The following is a 15,173-nucleotide window of genomic DNA, read 5'->3' as shown; positions in this document are numbered from 1 at the left end:
TCCCCTGCCGACGCTTCGCCGACATCCTCGCGGATGCCTGCGCACGGCTTGGGGCCGATGTGGTTCGCTACACCTTCATCGTAATGGACTTTCACCATCTACTCCTTGCCGGTCTCCCGGCGCACCACGATGATCTTTTCCAGCATTTTGCCCTGCACAGGGTCACGCTGAAGAATGGCGATACGCATGGTGGTTCCCCCGACAATTGATCACGGATCGCGATTCTCATCAGGCGTCGCCATTAAGCCCATAAGACTTGTCCGAATTTGCAAAGATTCTGCGACAAATTACATACTGTAAAATCGCGCGCTGGCCAAATTCGTCATCACGCCGCCTTATCCGGGCCGGCGTGCCGTGTCCCGTGCGCTACCCCGCACCGTCGCACTTCCCGCCTGACGACCGCCGTACTCCGCGCGCAACGCGCGGCTTTTCTCTTTCATTACGACAGGCAATGCAAGCAACACAACTGGGTAGCCCACACGCCAGGGACATCGCGCACGCGCGTCCCCTGACCCGCCACGACTACAAGACGCTCAGCCTCGCCGCGCTCGGCGGCGCGCTCGAGTTCTACGACTTCATCATCTTCGTGTTCTTCGCCCCGGCGATCGGACAGCTGTTCTTCCCGCAATCGATTCCCGACTGGCTGCGCCAGTTGCAGACCTTCGGCATCTTCGCCGCCGGCTATCTCGCGCGGCCGCTCGGCGGCATCGTGATGGCGCACTTCGGCGACCTGCTCGGGCGCAAGCGCATGTTCACGCTGAGCGTGCTGCTGATGTCGCTGCCGACGCTGCTGATGGGCGTGCTGCCCACCTACGCGAGCATCGGCATCATGGCGCCCGTGCTGCTGCTCGCGTTCCGCGTGATGCAGGGCGCGGCCGTCGGCGGCGAAGTGCCGGGCGCATGGGTGTTCGTCTCCGAGCACGTGCCGCAGCGTCACGTCGGCTATGCATGCGGCACGCTGACGGCGGGCCTCACGGCAGGCATCCTGCTCGGATCGCTGGTCGCGTCGGCCGTGAACCGCCATTTCGCGCCCGCCGATATCGCCGCTTTCGGGTGGCGCATTCCGTTCCTGCTCGGCGGCGTGTTCGGCCTGTTCTCGGTTTATCTGCGCCGCTGGCTGCACGAGACGCCCGTGTTCGCCGAGATGAAGCAGCGCAAGTCGCTCGCCGGAGAAATCCCGCTGAAGGCCGTGCTGCGCGATCATGGCCGCGCCGTGATCGTGTCGATGCTGCTCACGTGGATGCTGTCGGCCGCGATCGTCGTCGTGATCCTGATGACGCCGACGCTGCTGCAAAAGCAGTTTCACATCGCGCCGTCGACGGCCCTCTTCGCCAACAGCATCGCGACGCTGTGCCTGACCATCGGCTGCGTGCTCGCCGGTTCGCTCGCGGGGCGCTTCGGCGCGGGCCGCACGATTTTCGTCGGCTGCGTCGCGCTCGGCATTGCGTACTTCGCGCTCTTCCAGCAACTCGCCGTCGATAGCGCGATGCTCGTGCCGCTCTATGCAATCGCGGGCCTGTTCGTCGGCGTAATCGGCGCGGTGCCGTTCGTGATGGTCAAGGCGTTTCCGCCCGTCGTGCGCTTCTCGGGCATTTCGTTTTCGTACAACGTCGCGTATGCAGTGTTCGGCGGCCTTACGCCGATCGTCGTGTCGCTGATGATGAAGTCGAATCCGATGGCGCCCACGCTCTACGTCGGCGCGCTGTGCGCAATCGGCGCGCTGACCGCTTGCTTCGTGAAGCGAGACGCGGCGCGATAAGCCGCATGCAGTGGCGTGCGTGGGCACGCCACTTGCGTCCGACGACGCATCGTCTGCCGGCCGCATCGGGACGGCAATCGGCAAGTCGATCGGCAAAACAATCGACACTTCGCGCCGGGCCGAAACGTCGCATGGCGCGGCAGTCCTATCATCGACGCATGGAAATTTCTGTCGACAGGAGTTGGCGCTTTCTCGCATGCTCCGCGTCCCATGCCAAATGACCCACACATCTCGTTTCACGCCGACGCTCGCGCGCATCGTCGCGACCGTCAGCATCGGCTTCGTCGTCACGCAGCTCGACGTGACGATCGTCAATATCGCGCTGGCGCAGATCGGCTCTGACCTGCACGCGAACGTCACCGGACTGCAATGGATCGTCGATGCGTACACGCTTGCGTTCGCGGTGCTGATGCTGTCGGCGGGCGTGCTCGGCGACCGCTTCGGCGCACGGCGTCTCTTCGCGTTCGGCCTTGGTCTCTTTGCGGCGGCGTCGCTTGCGTGCGGACTCGCATTCGACGCATCGACGCTCGTCGCCGCGCGCGCCGTGCAAGGCATCGGCGCGGCGGCGATGCTGCCCAATTCGCTCGCGCTGCTCAACCAGGCCTGCGGCCATGATCCGAAGCTGCGCGCCCGCGCGGTCGGCTTGTGGACGGCGGCGGGCGCGGTTGCGATTGCGGCAGGCCCCGTGATCGGCGGGCTGCTGATCGCCGCGTTCGGCTGGCGCGCGATCTTTCTCGTGAATCTCCCCATCTGCGCGCTCGGGCTCTTCGCGACGTTCGCGTGGGTGCCGGCATCACAGTCCGCTTCGCCGTCGTCGCACGATGCCGCGCACGACCGCCCGGCCGTGCGCGGCATCGATCCATCGGGTCAGATACTCGCGATTGTCGCGTTGACGGCCTTCACGGGCGCCGTCATCGAATGGCGGCCGCTCGGCTTCATGCATCCCCTCGTCGGCGGCAGCTTCGTGCTCGCACTCGTCGCGGCGGCCGCGTTCATCGTCAGCGAGCGGCGCGCCCACACGCCGATGCTGCCGCTCGCGCTCTTTGGCAACCGCACGTTCAGCGCGGCCGTGCTGTTCGGCATCTGCGTGAACCTGACGTACTACGGCGTCGTGTTCGTGCTGAGCCTCTATCTGCAACACGCGCGCGGCGAGACGGCGCTGCAGGCGGGCCTCGCGTTCCTGCCGCTGACGGGCGGCTTCCTGATTTCGAATGTCGCGAGCGGCTGGGTGGTCGGGCGGCTCGGCGTGCGCGTGCCGATGATCGCAGGCGCGATCACGGCCGCGCTCGGCTACGGGCTGCTGCATTTCGCCGAAGCCGCATCGCCGCTCTGGACGCTGCTCGTGCCCTTCCTGCTGATCCCGTCCGGCATGGGCCTCGCGGTGCCCGCGATGACGACGGCCGTGCTCGCCAGCGTCGACGCAAAGCGCGCGGGCACGGCCTCGGCTGTTCTGAACACGGCGCGCCAGGCGGGCGGCGCGGTCGGCGTCGCGCTGTTCGGCGCACTCGCGAGCGCGTCGGCGGCGAGTAGCACGGGCGCGGCGCATATCGTCAGCGGTCTCAAGGCATCGACGCTGATATCCGCGTGCCTGCTGCTGATTGCGCTCGTGCTCGCGTGCCTCGTGCATCCGCAGCCGCATGCGCACGCGCACGGCCGACAACGCAGCGCTGCTGGCGGCGCGCGGCCCGCCAGCGCAAACGAATGACGAACGTGCGACCGCTATACGGCCTATGCAGGGCCTACGCATGGCCTACGCGCGGCCCAAGCGCCTCTCAAGCACGGCCCACGTGCGACTGCTGCACTGCCCACGCACGACGCCCTGAAAGCACAACACCCACGATGCACGCGCATCGTGGGTGTTGCAATCTCCGGCAATCCCGGAAAAGGGCTACAGCGTAGCCTGCTGAATCACGCCTGTTTCAAGCGCTTTCTCGATGAGCCCATCGCTCTGCGCCTTGCTGATCGCATCGGCGATCTGCTTGTCGGGCTCTTCCATATCCGCCTTGATCGAGCCGATCAATCCGGCTGCATCGAAAACGACGAGTGTCTCCGCTGTGTCGGCCCGGCTGATGATCACGCGGTGGTGCATCGGCCCTTCGCCGAGACTCGCGCAAAACCGCATGACCGTGCCGCCGATCGTATGGTCGAAAGCTTGAATCATCGCGTGCTCCTTTAAGTCGAACAGGCTTGTCCGGATGCTGCATCCGGAAATGACGCAGGAATGATGCCCGCTCCCACCCGGTACCGCGAACCGGCTGCGGCATGAACCTGCCCCGTCGCGACGCTTCGCGCCGCTGCGCGCGCAACGATCACAGGCTGCTGCTCAGGCCGCCCCTCGGTGCGCGCGCGCCGTCGATGCTGATCCGTCCCGCGCCCGTCACGCACAGCAACAGAAAGCCGCCCGCGATGCCGACGTTCTTCCAGAAATGGATGACCATGTCGCGTTGCACGGCTGCATCGGTGATGTTCCAGAAGTCGTGCCCGAGGATGGCCGTCGCCACCGTGTACACGGCCATGAACAGCCCTAGCGCGCGAATCTTGAAGCCGACCACCAGAAAGATGCCGCCCAACACCTCGACGGCCGTCGCCACCGGTGCGGCGATCTGCACGAGCGGCACGCCCTTCGCGTGCAGATAGCCGACGAAGCCTGCATACCCGATCAGCTTCATCACGCCGCCCCAAAGAAAAAGTGCGGCAAGCATGAGCCGGGCAAGAAGAATTACGCCGGAATCGACGGGACGCGTCATGGGTGTGGCTCCTGAATTGAATAAGCAGCAGACCGACCGGCACGTCATCAGTTCCCGGACGCTGCAGTCAGAATAAGTGCAATGTTCGAGTTTTCCAAGGCGACAGATTAGGCCGAGTCTGCCTGAATTCCTGGGTTTGCGTGCGCGGAGCAAGACAGAAATGAATACGCGTCGCAGACCGTCAACCGGCAAATTCCTCGACCCGTCGATGCACGCGTTTGTTATAATCCTCTCAGGAAATCGAACAAAATCTAACGCGCGTTTTTCACCGCCGTCGTGCGCCATCCCATTGCGTTAGCGAGACCTTCCCCATGCTGAAAACCGAACGTCTGCGCATGCTCGCCGATGCGCTGGCCAAACAGAACGTGATGCGCCTGCGCGACGCGGCGACGCTGCTCGGCGTGTCGGAAATGACGGTGCGGCGCGACATCGCGGCGAGCCCGGACCATTTCACGTATCTGGGCGGCTATATCGTCAGCGCGACGGACGTGCCCAACACGGCCGGTTATTCGCTGGACCAGGAAAAGGACCACTTTGCGCAGGCCAAGGCGGAGGCGTCGGCCATCGCGGCGAAGCTGATCGGCAACAACGAGACTCTTTTCATCGATTGCGGCACGACGCTCACGACGCTCGCCCGCCTGATTCCGAACGACATGCACGTGACGGTCGTCTGCTATTCGCTTAACGTCGCGGAAATTCTGCGGCGCAAGCCGAACGTGCGGATGATTCTGCTGGGCGGCGTCTATGTGCCGTCGTCGGATTCGTTCTCCGGCGACGAGAGCATCGAAGTGCTGCGGCGCATGGGCATCAACAAGGCGTTCATCTCGGCGGGCGGCGTCGACGAGGCGCGCGGCGTGACGTGCTGGAACTTTCACGAAGTCGCGCTGAAACAGGCGGCGATGGCGAGTGCGGTGGAAAGCCATCTGGTCGTGGACAGCAGCAAGTTCGGCGTTGTGAAGGCTGTGCGGTTTTCGAAGATCGAAGACTTTACGTCGATCATCACTGAGAAGGGGCAGGAGGTACGGAAGCGTTAGTTTTTTGTCTGCGACGCGCTTTGTTTTTTGCCTTTGCGCTGGCATCCGCGATTGCGGTTTGTGTCTGCGACGCGCTTTGTTTTTTGCCCTTTCGCTGGCATCCGCGATGCGCCTCGCGGCGCGGGCGTTGCCCCTGTGCGGGGCGGCACTTGCTTTTGTTTGCAACGGCTTTTGTTTGTTTTTGCCTTTGCGCTGGCATCCGCGATAGCGCCTCGCGGCGCAGGCATTGCCCCTGTGCGGGGCGGCACCTACTTTTCTTTGCAGCGGCAAAGAAAAGTAGGCAAAAGAAAGCCGCTCACACCGCCAGTGCTCTGTATTTACCCACGGGCTCTCAACGTCCCCGCGCTTCGCACGGCAGTGTGCTCACTGATGTTTGTTGCCAACGTTCCGGCTAAACGCCTCACCCGCTTCTTGCACATGTGGCGCAGCAAAAGGGCATTGAAGATTTCAGCGCCGCATGTCGGTAGTGAATGAGGTTGCTGTGTCGTACAGGACGCCGCCCGCACTCAAAGCCGTATCGCGTAGCGAAGAAGGTGTCCTGTGCGGTGCGAATGCCTACACACAGTTTGCCGCAAAGGGGCACCGGCTATTCGATATCGCGAGCCGCGATGCGGATGCATGAAGCAGGTGAGGCGCTTGAGTAGTGCGCTGGCAACGAATGCAAGCCAGCACACTGCCACATGAAGGATGGGGACGTTGAGAGCCCGTGGGTAATTGTCAAGCACTGGCGGTGTGAGCCCGCTTTCTTTGCTTACTTTCTTTGCGGCGGCAAAGAAAGTGAGTGCCGCCCCGCACAGGGGCAACGCCTGCGCCGCGAGGCGCTATCGCGGATGCCAGCGAAAAGGCAAAAGCCAAAGCGCGTCGCAGACAACAACCAGACAATAACCAGACAACAACCCTACCCCTTCCGCTGCAAAGCAAACAACGTCCCCGCGATCAGAATGAACGCGCCGATAATCACCTTCTGCCACGTGCTCGGCACGCCGACGAGAATCAGCACGCTATTGATCAGCGTCACCAGCACGACGCCGAGCAGCGTGCCCGCCACCGTGCCCGTGCCGCCCGTGATGCGCGCGCCGCCGAGTATCACGGCCGCGATCACATCGAGCTCAGTGCCCACGAGATCGAACGGATTCGCAAGCCGGTTGTTCGACACGTGCAGAATGCCCGCAATGCCCGCGAGCATGCCCGTATAGCCGAACACGAACAGATGGATCGCCCGCAGGTTGTAGCCGAGGCGCTCAGCAATCGCGAGACTGCCGCCCATCGCATAGACGCCGCGTCCCATCATCGTGCGGTTCAGCAGCCACCACGTGACGACGGCAGCGATCACGAGCGCGAGCACCGACGCAGGCAACACCGCGCGCAAGCCGTCCACCGTGTGATAGAAAAAGAGCGGAATGCGGCCGAAGCGATCCATGCTGTGCGGAATGTTCATGAAGAACGTTGTGCCGATGAACGTCAGCAGGATGCCGCGATACAGATACTGCGTGCCGATCGTCACGATCAGCGAAGGCGCCTTCAGCCGATGCACGAGCACGCCGTTGATCACGCCGAGCACGATGCCGCCCACTGCGCCCGCAATCAGGATCAGCGCGAACGGCGCATCGGGCCACCATGCGAATACGGCCTTCGTGATCGCATACATCGTCAGCGCGCCGATCGCTGTGAACGACACGTCGATGCCACCCGACGCGAGCACGACCAGCGTGCCGAGCGCGAACAGCGAGATCGTCGTCGCCGAATGCAGCAGATCGAACAGCGTCGCGAACTGGAAGAAGCGCGGGTTGATCGCGCCGACGATCACGCACATCGCGACGATCAGCGCCACGGTGAACCACTCCGGGTTGCGCGAGAGCTTCGCGCGCCATGTCGGCGGCTTGATCTCGGGCGCGATTTCGGCGACGTTGGGGGTAGTCATGGTCCGGTTCATGATAGACGACATCTCATGCAGCCTCTGACAACAGAGCGTGATACAGCTCGGCTTCGTTCAACTGATCCGCGCGATACTGGCTCGCCACGCGGCCTTTCTTCATCATCAGAATGCGGTCGCAATTCTGCAGCAGCTCGGGCAGGTCATCGCTGATCAGAATGATGCCGATGCCACGCTGCGACAGCTTCTGCATGATCCTGTAGATGATGTCCTTCGAGCCCACATCCACACCGACAGTCGGCCCATGCAGGATCAGCACGCGCGGATCGATCGCGAGCCAGCGGCCGATCAGCACGCGCTGCTGGTTGCCGCCCGACAGCGACTGCACCGGCTTGTCGACGCCGGGCGTCGCGATCTGCAAGTCCTTCACCGTCTGTTCGGCAAGCTGTTGCGCGCGCATGCGGTCGATCTGGCCGAAGCGGTCGCGCAGACTCGCGATCATCGCGGTGATCACGTTGTCGCGAATCGGCTTGTCGAGAAAGAGCCCTTCGTTCAGGCGGTCTTCGGGCACATAGCCGATCCGGTGATTCTTTGCATCCGACGGCGTGTGCAACACGACGGGCTTGCCGTCAAGCGCGACCTTGCCGCCCTCGGCGGGCGCGACGCCCGCGAGCGCACGCGCAAGTTCGTTGCGGCCCGAATCGAGCAGACCCGTCACGCCGAGAATCTCGCCGCGATGCAGCTTGAGCGACACGTCGCGAAACTGCGTGCCGCGCGTGAAGCCCTGCACGTCGAGCACGACTTCATCACCGACCGCGCCATCGCGATAACGCTCGTTCGACAAATGCCGTCCCGTCATCAGTTCGCTGATCTGCGCTTTCGTGTAGTCGCCAATAGGGCCTTGCGCCATCTTCTGACCATCGCGCAGCACGATCACTTCGCCGCCGATCGCATAGCACTCGTCGAGCTTGTGGCTCACGAACAGCACGGTCACGCCCTGCGCGCGCAGATTGCCGAGCACGGCGATCAGGTTGTCAACTTCCTTTTGTGTGAGCGACGTGGTCGGCTCGTCCATGATGACGAACTTCGCTTCGCTCGCAATCGCGCGCGCGATCGCCACGAGTTGACGCGTCGCGAGCGGCAACTGTTCGATCAGCGTCGACTGGAATTCCGCATCGCCGGGCAGGCCAACGGCTTCGAGCGCTTTCGCCGCCGTGCGCGCGAGCGCCTTGCGGTCGAACGTGCGCGTGAGACGGCCGTTGTGCTCGGCAAGCTCGGACGTCAGCGCGACGTTCTCCGCGACGCTCATGTTCGGCAGCAGCGACAGATCCTGATAGACCGTCTCGATGCCCGCCGCCAGCGATTCGAGGGCCGACAGCCGCGCATGATGCACGCCTTCGATGATCAGCTCGCCTTCATCGGGCGGCTGCGCGCCGGAGATGATCTTGATGAGCGTGCTCTTGCCGCAGCCGTTTTCACCGAGCAGGTGATAGATCTGTCCGCGCTCGAACGAAAGGCTCACGCCGCGCAGCGCATGCACGCCTGTGAACCGCTTGTGTACGCCGACCACCTGCAAAAACGGCGTGGAGGAAACGTTTTGATTCATGCCGAAAGCCGTGCTCCAGATGAATATCGCCGCATGCCGGCTTTGATCGAAAGCCGGCACGCGGTCATGCCGCGCTCAGAAGTTGTACTGCTTGTAGTTCGACTTGTCGACGTTCACCCAGCCCTGGCCGCGCACGATGATGCCCTTGCCCGGCCCCTTCTCGACCGTCACCTTCGTATAGCCCGGAATGCCGAGATCGGCGCCGTTCTGCACGGTCTTGCCGTCGACCAGCATCTGCGCGACCTTGTTCATCGCGATGCCCGCGAGCTTCGGGTCCCAGAACGCGATGCCGTTCACTGCGCCGCTTTCGAGGAACTTGCCCGCTTCCGTCGGCAGGCCCGTACCGTACACGCAGATCTTGCCCTGCATGCCAGCTTCTTCGACGGCGCGCCCAATGCCGATCACATCCAGCGACGACGAGCCCTGGAAGCCCTTCAGATCAGGATGCTTGCGCAGCACTTCTTTCGCGACTTCATACGCCTTCTCGCCGTCGTTGTTCGTTTCGAGCTTTGGCTCGACGAGATTCATCTTCGGGTACTTGGCCTTTGCGTTGTTGATGCCGCCGTCGGCCCACTGCACTTGCGAGCGGCTGCCGAGCGAGCCGACCAGCACGGCCCACTTGCCGTCGTCGTGCATGCACGATGCGAGGCGCTCGTTCAGGCCCGCGCCATACGCGCTGTTGTCGAACGCCTCGATGTCGACCATCGTGTTCTTCGCGTTGTCCGCTTCATGCGTGACGACCTTGATGCCGCGATCCATCGCTTTCTTCAGCGCCGGTTCGAGCGTCGGCGGATCGTATGGCACGACCGCGATCGCCGTCACTTTCTTCGCGATCAGGTCTTCGATGATCTTCAGCTGCTGCGCGGCGTCGGCGCGGCCCGGGCCCGTCTGATACGCCTGCACGCCGGGGTTGTCCTTCGCGAATTGCTTGACGCCCTCGTCCATCCGGTTGAACCAGTTGATGCCCGTCACCTTGACGACGGTGACGATCGTTTCGTTGGTTGCGGCCTGCGCGGCGGCGATCACGCCCACCGCGAGTGCGCCGGCAGCGAGTGCAGTGCTCAGTCGAGTCAGTTTCATGCGTTTGTCTCCTTTGTCTTTGGTCGTTCAATGTCGCCCCTTCATCTGCATGTGTACGCCGGCGGATATCCGGGGCTCCGATGTCCGCTTGAACCGGTGATACCGCGCTAACGCCTCTGGTTCGGCTGCGCGAAGCCGAAGATCGCGCGCACCCGCTCGCCGCCCGCGAACGCGAGCGACAGCAGCAGCAGAAAACCCCACGCGCAATCGCCGAAAAACTGCGAAACGCCGAGCAGATTGAAGAGGCTCGACAGGAACTGTAAAACCGTCGCCGCGAAAAACACGCAGATGATGCGGCCATAGCCGCCCGCCGGATTCACGCCGCCCATCACGGCAATCAGGATCGCGATCAGCAGATACGAATTGCCGTAGTCCCACTTCGCGCTCGACGTATGCGTGACGCTGATCAGCCCCGCGAGCGACGCGAGCACGCCGCACATCGTGTACGTGAGAATGAGCATCCGCGCGCGCGGAATGCCCGTGTAGAACGCGGCCTTCGGGTTCGTGCCCATCAGATAGAGACGCAAGCCGAACGGGCTGCGCCGCAACAGCCAGCCGAGCACGACGACGGCCGCGATGAAGATCACGAACGAAACGGGTACCTGAAACCACGTGCCATTGCCGATATCCGACAGCGGCTCGACATAATCGACGTGCACCGACGCGCCGTTGCTCAGCACGACCGCGCAGCCCGTGAACAGCAACTGCGTGCCGAGCGTGCAGAGAATGGGCGTCAGGCGCAGCCGCGCGATCACGACGCCGTTCAGAAAGCCGCCGATCAGCCCCATGCACGCGACGATCGCGCAGAACGCACTGGTGTAGAGCATCGGCGAGTCGTCGCCGCTGATGAACTTCGGCACGATCAGCGCCGCGACCATGCCCGACAGGTTCGCGAGCCCGACACCCGACAGATCGATGCCGCCGTTGCCCGACACCATCGACAGCATGATGCCGAGCGCGAGCAGCCCGAGTTCGGGCAACTGCCCGCCCATCGACTGAAGATTGTCGAGCGAGACGAACTGGCCTTGCGATACCCACGTCGCGACGAGCACGACGAGCACGTTGACGGCGAGCAGAAAATTCAGTTGCCGGTCGCGAAAGAGGCCAGTGAAAAGCGAGGACTTCATGTCGAAACGAACTCCTTCAGACTGCGCACCGCGCGAGCGGCGCGCTCGCTCAATGCGTTGAAAGCGGATCGCGCGACTGCGCGAGCACGGCGTTGACTTCCGCGAGCATCGGCATCGACGGTGCGGTGCCGGCGCGCGTCACCGAAATGCCCGCAAGCGCGCAGCCGAAGCGCGTCGCCTCGACGGCATCCGCGCCGCGCGCGAGCGCCGCTGCGAAGCCGCCCGTAAAGCCGTCGCCCGCGCCCGCCGTTTCCACCACGCGTCCGCACTGGAACGCCGGCACGAACACCGACTGTTCAGCCGAATGCAGCAAGGCGCCCGCTTCGCCGAGCGTCACGATCACGTTGCGCACGCCCTTTCTGAGCAGCACGTCGGCGGCGCGGCGCGCGTCGTCGACGTTGTTGACCTCGATGCCCGTCAGCGCGGCCGTCTCCGTTTCGTTCGGCGTGATGTACTCGCACAACGGGAAGATGTTGTCGTCGAGCGGCAGCGCGGGCGCGGGATTGAACACGGTCGTCACGCCGTGCCTGCGCGCGACTTCGAGTCCGCGCCGAGCGGCGGCGACGGGCTGCTCCAGCTGCGTGACGAACACGCGCGCCGACGCGATGTCTTTTTCGATCGCATCGACGTCGCTCGCGTTCATCGTTCCCGCCGCGCCCGACGCGACGATGATCGCGTTCTTGCCGGTGATGTCGTCGACGAAGATGTGGGCCGCGCCCGTCGATGCGCCTTCGATCACCGACGCGCGCGCCGTGATGCCTTCCGCGGCCCACGTCGAACGGGCGATCGCACCGAACGCGTCGTTGCCGATGCGCGTGCAGAACACGACGTCGGCGCCCGCGCGCGCCGCCGCGACGGCCTGATTCGAGCCCTTGCCGCCCGGCCCCATCTTGAACGCGGAGCCCGCGATCGTTTCGCCGATCAGCGGCATGCGGTCCGCGCGGAACGTGAGATCGGTCACGTAGATGCCGAGAATGACGACGCGGCCTTCTTTCTGTTGCGTGGCCATCGGCGTTATTCCCTTGGAGCGTCCGGCGCGAGCAGCACGCCCTTCTTGAACACGAAGCAGCCGTAGCCGCGTTGCTCGCCCGTTGCGATCACGCAGTACGCTTTTTTCGCGCGCGCATAGAACGCAAAGCGCTCGATGCCGACGAACGGCACGTCGCGCCCTTCCGCGTTGTTCACTTCGGCTTGCGCTTCGCGCTGCACGGCGGGAATGGTGTTGGGCTCGCCGACCACTTCCATGCGCAGCGCCGGATCGTCGACAAACGTATCGAGCGGCAGCACGGAAAGCACAGCGCGAATCGCGCGCGGCGCATCGACGCCGTCGAGCCGCAGCAGCTTGCCGGTAATGGTTTCGCGCGCAACGGAGTCGCCCGGGAAATTCGCGTCGCAGATCACGACTTCGTCGCCGTGGCCCATCGCGCGCAGCGCGTGCAGCACATCGGCATTCAACAGCGGGTCCAGATTCTTCAGCACGTTGTCTCCTCCGTTTTCGGTTGGCGCGCTGTCGCTTTGTCTAGCGATCAGTCGCCGTACGGTATCCAGATGTTCTTCACTTGTGTTGCCTGCCGCAGGAACGCCGGGCCTTCGCTCGATGCGTCGAGCCAGTCGAACGCGCGGCCATGATCGACGAACGTGCGCTTCAGGTTGCCGACCGACTCGCGCTCGGCCAGCGCCGCATCTTTCGCGGAGCCGAAGCACCACAGCGCATCGACGTCGTCGTGCTTCGCAAGCGCCGACAGCAGCGGACCGCGTTCGCCCGTCACGATGTTGAGCACGCCCGCGGGCACGTCCGACGTCTCGACGACCTGATAGAAGTCGGTCACTGTAAGCGGACTCGACGAACTCGGCAAGACGACGACGCGATTGCCCATCGCGAGCGCGGGTGCCACCAGCGAGATGAACGACAGCAGCGGCGCCTCGTCCGGGCATGCAATGCCGATCACGCCGAGCGGCTCGTTCATCGCAAGCGCGACGCCGCGCAACGGCGGCGCATGCACCGCGCCGTCGAACTTGTCGGCCCACGCAGCATACGTGAAGAGGCGAGCCACCGAGGCGTCCACTTCGCGGCGCGCAGCCGTTTCGCCGGCGCCCGTGCGAACGGCGAGCTGATGCGCGAATTCATGCGCGCGCACGGCTACATTTTCGGCGAGATAGTAGAGCACTTGCGCGCGGTTGTGCGCGCTCGCCTGCGACCACTTCTGCGCGCCGCGCGCCGCCGCGACGGCGTTGCGAATGTCCTTGCGATTGCCGTCGCCCACTTCGCCGACGACCGCACCATCGGGTCCGTAGACGGCCAGCGAATAGCCGCTGTCGGGCCGCGCCTGCTTGCCGCCGATGAAGAGCTTCGCGGTGCGGTCGATCGCGAACGCGTCGGCCTGATTCGACTCGCGATGCGGCCCCTCGTTCGATTGCGACGACACATCACGCACGCGCTGCACGGGCCGCCGTTCTTCGAGCGCGAGCCACGCCTTCGGCTTCACATATTCGTAGATGCCTTCGCGGCCGCCTTCGCGTCCATAGCCCGACTCGCGATAGCCGCCGAAGCCGACGGCCGCGTCGAACAGGTTCGTCGCGTTGACCCACACGACGCCGCACACGAGACGCGGCGCGATGTCGAGCGCGCGGCCGATCGTCTCGCTCCAGATGCTCGCCGCAAGCCCATAGCGCGTGTTGTTCGCGAGCGCGACGGCTTCATCGGGCGTGCGGAACGTCATCGTCACGAGCACGGGGCCGAAGATTTCTTCCTGCGCGAGCGTCGATGCGGGCGCGACGCCCGTGACGAGCGTCGGCGGATAGAAGCTGCCGTGGGCGGGCATGCTGCTGCCGTCAGTCTCCGGCGACTGGTAGATCGCGCAACCTTCGCGGCGGCCCGCTTCCACCAGCGCTTCGATGCGCTCGAGCTGAACCTTGTCGACGATCGCGCCAATATCGATGCACTTGTCGAGCGACGGCCCGACCCGCAGCGTCGCCATGCGGCGCTTGAGCTTGTCGATGAAACGCGCCTCGACGCCTTCCTGCACCAGCAGACGCGAGCCCGCGCAGCACACCTGCCCCTGGTTGAACCAGATCGCGTCCACGACGCCTTCGACGGCGCCGTCGAGGTCCGCATCGTCGAACACGATGAACGGCGACTTGCCACCCAGTTCGAGCGTCAACGATTTGCCCGTGCCCGCCGTGGCCGCGCGGATCAACCGACCCACTTCCGTCGAACCCGTGAACGCGATCTTGTCGACGCCGGCATGATCGACGAGCGCCGCGCCCGTGCGCCCGTCGCCCGTGACGACGTTCAGCACGCCCTTCGGCAGGCCCGCGCGATGCGCAAGCTCGGCGAACAGCAGCGCCGTGAGCGGCGTGTATTCAGCAGGCTTCAACACGACGCAGTTGCCCGTCGCGATCGCGGGCGCGATCTTCCACGCGAGCATCAGCAGCGGGAAATTCCACGGCACGATCTGGCCGATCACGCCCAACGGCGCGAAGCTCGCGAACTCGCTGTCCTGCAGCTGCGCCCAGCCCGCGTGATGCAGAAAGTGCCTTGCTACAAGGGGAATATCGATATCGCGCGTCTCGCGAATCGGCTTGCCGTTGTCGAGCGCTTCGAGCACGGCGAAGAGGCGGCTGTGACGCTGCACCATCCGCGACAGCGCATACAGATGACGCGCGCGCCCCGCGCCGCCGAGCGCGGACCACGCGGGCTGCGCGGCACGCGCGGCGGCGACGGCGGCGTCGATGTCGACGGCGTCGCCTTGCGCGACGTGCGCGAGCAGTTCGCCCGTCGCGGGCTCATGCGTCGGGAAGCGCTCGCTCGCAGCGGGCGCGCGCCATCCGCCGTCGACGAAATGGCCGAACGTCGCGTCGTGCTGCGCGAGCCACGCGCGCGCGGGCTGATCGTCCTCGAGTGCGGGACCGTACTCCATCGAAGAAAAATACTCGGCTACGCTCAT

At 64.5% G+C, this 15,173-nt stretch carries 13 protein-coding genes; 4 read left to right on the top strand and 9 right to left on the bottom strand.

The window, feature by feature from the left end; genetic code table 11:
- The 3 genes from VSR68_RS27205 to VSR68_RS27195 form a co-directional block, all read left to right on the top strand.
- Positions 1-209, top strand: a 209-nt coding sequence (locus VSR68_RS27205; protein ID WP_342942799.1) for a hypothetical protein, incomplete at its 5' end; no start/stop codon positions are given.
- Between the two features lie 242 nt (positions 210-451).
- On the top strand, positions 452-1,759 hold the full coding sequence (locus VSR68_RS27200; protein ID WP_342942798.1) for an MFS transporter: 1,308 nt from the start codon (positions 452-454) through the stop codon (positions 1,757-1,759).
- A 217-nt stretch (positions 1,760-1,976) separates the two neighbouring features.
- Positions 1,977-3,464, top strand: a complete 1,488-nt coding sequence (locus tag VSR68_RS27195) for an MFS transporter (RefSeq protein ID WP_342942797.1) — start codon at positions 1,977-1,979, stop codon at positions 3,462-3,464.
- A gap of 183 nt (positions 3,465-3,647) precedes the next feature.
- Here VSR68_RS27195 and VSR68_RS27190 read toward each other — a convergent pair whose 3' ends face one another.
- Complete coding sequence (locus VSR68_RS27190; RefSeq protein ID WP_342942796.1) at positions 3,648-3,920, bottom strand: hypothetical protein; 273 nt, start codon at positions 3,918-3,920, stop codon at positions 3,648-3,650.
- A 148-nt stretch (positions 3,921-4,068) separates the two neighbouring features.
- A complete protein-coding gene (locus VSR68_RS27185; protein WP_342942795.1) occupies positions 4,069-4,506 on the bottom strand; it encodes a DoxX family protein in 438 nt (145 codons plus the stop codon).
- A gap of 311 nt (positions 4,507-4,817) precedes the next feature.
- Between VSR68_RS27185 and VSR68_RS27180 the strand changes: the two genes are divergently transcribed.
- Positions 4,818-5,540 carry a DeoR/GlpR family DNA-binding transcription regulator gene (locus tag VSR68_RS27180; protein WP_342942794.1) on the top strand — a complete coding sequence of 241 codons (723 nt, stop codon included), beginning with the start codon at positions 4,818-4,820 and terminating at the stop codon, positions 5,538-5,540.
- An 898-nt stretch (positions 5,541-6,438) separates the two neighbouring features.
- On the opposite strand, the gene VSR68_RS27175 is transcribed toward VSR68_RS27180, so the two are convergent.
- From VSR68_RS27175 to VSR68_RS27145, 7 genes are all read right to left on the bottom strand, one after another.
- The gene (locus tag VSR68_RS27175) at positions 6,439-7,485 is read right to left on the bottom strand and encodes an ABC transporter permease (protein ID WP_342942793.1); all 1,047 of its coding nucleotides are present in this window, start codon (positions 7,483-7,485) and stop codon (positions 6,439-6,441) included.
- 1 nt (position 7,486) lies between these two features.
- Complete coding sequence (locus VSR68_RS27170) at positions 7,487-9,019, bottom strand: sugar ABC transporter ATP-binding protein (protein ID WP_342942792.1); 1,533 nt, start codon at positions 9,017-9,019, stop codon at positions 7,487-7,489.
- A 75-nt stretch (positions 9,020-9,094) separates the two neighbouring features.
- Positions 9,095-10,099: an autoinducer 2 ABC transporter substrate-binding protein gene (locus VSR68_RS27165; RefSeq protein ID WP_342942791.1), complete on the bottom strand. Its 1,005-nt coding sequence runs from the start codon at positions 10,097-10,099 to the stop codon at positions 9,095-9,097.
- Positions 10,100-10,206: 107 nt separating this feature from the next.
- Positions 10,207-11,226 carry an ABC transporter permease gene (locus VSR68_RS27160; RefSeq protein ID WP_342942790.1) on the bottom strand — a complete coding sequence of 340 codons (1,020 nt, stop codon included), beginning with the start codon at positions 11,224-11,226 and terminating at the stop codon, positions 10,207-10,209.
- 49 nt (positions 11,227-11,275) lie between these two features.
- A complete protein-coding gene (rbsK, locus tag VSR68_RS27155) occupies positions 11,276-12,235 on the bottom strand; it encodes a ribokinase (protein WP_342942789.1) in 960 nt (319 codons plus the stop codon).
- Positions 12,236-12,240: 5 nt separating this feature from the next.
- On the bottom strand, positions 12,241-12,705 hold the full coding sequence (locus VSR68_RS27150; RefSeq protein ID WP_342942788.1) for an RbsD/FucU family protein: 465 nt from the start codon (positions 12,703-12,705) through the stop codon (positions 12,241-12,243).
- 47 nt (positions 12,706-12,752) lie between these two features.
- Positions 12,753-15,173, bottom strand: coding sequence for an aldehyde dehydrogenase family protein (locus VSR68_RS27145; RefSeq protein WP_342942787.1), 2,421 nt, complete (start codon positions 15,171-15,173; stop codon positions 12,753-12,755).

Source organism: Paraburkholderia phymatum (assembly GCF_038900715.1).
GTDB lineage: Bacteria > Pseudomonadota > Gammaproteobacteria > Burkholderiales > Burkholderiaceae > Paraburkholderia > Paraburkholderia phymatum_A.
This window is presented reverse-complemented; position numbering and strand designations above follow the sequence as displayed.

What these genes read in the sequence shown, in the direction of transcription:
- VSR68_RS27200 (WP_342942798.1), top strand. Translation starts at nt 452, where the DNA reads ATGCAAGCAACACAACTGGGTAGCCCACACGCCAGGGACATCGCGCAC.
- VSR68_RS27195 (WP_342942797.1), top strand. Translation starts at nt 1,977, where the DNA reads ATGACCCACACATCTCGTTTCACGCCGACGCTCGCGCGCATCGTCGCG.
- VSR68_RS27190 (WP_342942796.1), bottom strand. Translation starts at nt 3,920, where the DNA reads ATGATTCAAGCTTTCGACCATACGATCGGCGGCACGGTCATGCGGTTT.
- VSR68_RS27185 (WP_342942795.1), bottom strand. Translation starts at nt 4,506, where the DNA reads ATGACGCGTCCCGTCGATTCCGGCGTAATTCTTCTTGCCCGGCTCATG.
- VSR68_RS27180 (WP_342942794.1), top strand. Translation starts at nt 4,818, where the DNA reads ATGCTGAAAACCGAACGTCTGCGCATGCTCGCCGATGCGCTGGCCAAA.
- VSR68_RS27175 (WP_342942793.1), bottom strand. Translation starts at nt 7,485, where the DNA reads ATGTCGTCTATCATGAACCGGACCATGACTACCCCCAACGTCGCCGAA.
- VSR68_RS27170 (WP_342942792.1), bottom strand. Translation starts at nt 9,019, where the DNA reads ATGAATCAAAACGTTTCCTCCACGCCGTTTTTGCAGGTGGTCGGCGTA.
- VSR68_RS27165 (WP_342942791.1), bottom strand. Translation starts at nt 10,099, where the DNA reads ATGAAACTGACTCGACTGAGCACTGCACTCGCTGCCGGCGCACTCGCG.
- VSR68_RS27160 (WP_342942790.1), bottom strand. Translation starts at nt 11,226, where the DNA reads ATGAAGTCCTCGCTTTTCACTGGCCTCTTTCGCGACCGGCAACTGAAT.
- rbsK (WP_342942789.1), bottom strand. Translation starts at nt 12,235, where the DNA reads ATGGCCACGCAACAGAAAGAAGGCCGCGTCGTCATTCTCGGCATCTAC.
- VSR68_RS27145 (WP_342942787.1), bottom strand. Translation starts at nt 15,173, where the DNA reads ATGAGCGTAGCCGAGTATTTTTCTTCGATGGAGTACGGTCCCGCACTC.